Genomic DNA, 2,174 nt, shown 5'->3' with positions numbered 1-2,174 from the left:
GGAGGCACCCTTGTCGGCAAACCAGCCGGAGCTGAACGCTGTCGCCGCGTGGGCGCTGCCTGCCACCATGAACAAGGCAATCGCCTGGGCCAGGGGCTTGAGGCGCAGGATCGTCTGGCCGCCAGGGCCTTGGGCATTCAGGTTGACCGGTGGTTTGCAGCGGACCATCAGGAAGCTTCCTTCTTTGTTTTTGCCCATAGGGAACTGGCGACGTGCGTCACGTATGGGAGTTAGGCGGTTGGCGAGGGGCGGGACTGAACTTCTGTCATGGAAAGTTCATGTAAGGCTGATAGCCGAGCCGCAAACGCAAAAATCAGCAACGGCACAGGCCGTTGCTGATCGGGTGTTGCCGGTCGGTAAAAGCGTGGGTTACAGCGGACGACCGATGGCGTTGCAGACATCAGACTTGCCGATGCTCAGCGCGCTGGTTGCGGTAACGAAGTTGCTGGTGATCGCGGCTTTCCAGGCAGCTGGCAGTGGCACGAAGCGGTTGGCCTTGATCGCGTTGTCGTTGCTGTTCAAGGCGCTGGCACCGAAGTGACGGGTGAAGAATGCACGCACTTGCGAGGTCTGGGTGGCGTCGGCGTAGCACTGGCTGAAGATCAGGTTGGTGAAGCCCAGGATCGGATAACCGCTGCTTGGGTAAGGCACGACGCTTGGGTCGTTGGCATCGGCGGCGGCAGCAAACACCGGTACCCAGGCGTTCTGGTTGGCGACGTTGGCAGCAGCCGGTACGGGCACAGCAGCGATGGCGGCGGAAACGTTATCAGGGGCTGGAGAAACACCGGCGACCTTGGCCACTTTGGTGGCGTCATCCAGGCCAGCCAAGGTAGGCGCGGCATAGTCCGGGCTCATGTAGGTGATGCGACCATCACCGGCGTTCAGCGCGGTCATCACGCCTTGGCTGGTCACGGCAGGCACGGCGCCTGGTGGCACGCCGAAGCTGTCCGCGAAGTTGGTGGTGACCACAAATTTCTTGGACTCATTGACGCACTTGGCCGCCAGGAAACGGGTGAACAGCTCGGTGGTGCCACTGGCTTCGTTACGGTAAACCACCACGATATTACCGGTGCGACCGGTAGCCGGGAGTTGGTTCCAGGTGGTGATGCGGCCCGAGAACACGCCGCACAGTTGATCAACGCTCAGGTCAACTGCGTTGGTACCAGCCTTGTTGAATGGAATGGCAACCGAAGTGGCGACCGAAGGCACTTGAATCAGCTTGCCCCAGGTCGCTTGTTTGGTGGAGGCGTAGGTGGACAGTTCAGTCGAGGTCAGCTTCGAGTCGCTGCCCGCCCAGTGAACGTTCTTGGTGCCGGTGCCGAACTGGCTGTAGTCGTTGTTCAGGAACGCCAGTTTGCCCTTGCCGCTGCCCACGCCGATGTACGGGGCGAAACCGGCGGTCAATACGCCGGAGGTCTGGTACAGCGGTTGTGGCAGGGTGGCGCCGCCGCCGTTGATGTCTGCCATGGCAGCCTGGGCCGAGCACAGTGCAGCGAGGGTCATGGATACCGCGAGAACGTTGCGCTTAAACATGAAGAAGCTCCTTTCGTCGTGTTTGTACGTTGGGGTAGATGACGCTATGGCTTCGGTCCCGGGCTGTGTTCCGGGGGGTACCCAGGGGTGAGGCCATGGGTATGAAATTTCGCAGCATCCGATGACAGCTAAAGGAAAAAACCTCGGGAGGAACGGCTTGATTTTTAAAAAGATTCTCGGGTGTTTTGGTCACACTTTTGAGCGGTTTGGGGGTGAGGTGACAGCGAGGTTTCAGCGCGGATTTCGAGGACCGGGCTGGAGGCGTTACGGGCCGTGTGGTGGGGTTGGGCAGATGACAGAATGAGGAACCCGAGGTTGGGACCCGCGTGTCGGGCGCGCGAAAATAGTCTTGAAGAAACGCGATTCAAATGTGGGAGCGGGCTTGCTCGCGAAAGCGGTGGATCAGGCGCGACATGTGTTGATTGACACACCGCTTTCGCGAGCAAGCCCGCTCCCACATTTTTGATCGTGTTTCGTCAGCAGTCAGGTCACCAGTTGGTTGATTTCGATGATCGGCAGCAGCACGGCCATGACGATGACCAACACCACGGCGCCCATCACCACGATCATCAGTGGTTCAAGCAACGCCGTCATGCCCATCGCCCGACGCTCGATATCCCGCGACAGGGTTTGCGCCGCGC

2 protein-coding genes are annotated in these 2,174 nt (G+C 60.1%); both read right to left on the bottom strand.

All coding sequences use genetic code 11. The features are described 5' to 3' along the window. Window positions 1–369 precede the first annotated feature (369 nt). Entirely contained in the window at window positions 370–1,533 is a 1,164-nt protein-coding gene (locus HX846_RS34785; protein ID WP_003210472.1) for a substrate-binding domain-containing protein, read from the bottom strand. Between the two features lie 483 nt (window positions 1,534–2,016). Then, a partial coding sequence (locus HX846_RS34780) for a type II secretion system F family protein (protein WP_178967208.1) occupies window positions 2,017–2,174 on the bottom strand: 158 nt, incomplete at its 5' end.

Source organism: Pseudomonas sp. K5002 (assembly GCF_013386655.1).
Classification (GTDB): Bacteria; Pseudomonadota; Gammaproteobacteria; order Pseudomonadales; family Pseudomonadaceae; genus Aquipseudomonas.
This window is presented reverse-complemented; position numbering and strand designations above follow the sequence as displayed.

Bases quoted from the DNA above. Each gene is read 5' to 3' on its own strand.
- HX846_RS34785 (WP_003210472.1), bottom strand. From the start codon at position 1,533: ATGTTTAAGCGCAACGTTCTCGCGGTATCCATGACCCTCGCTGCACTG.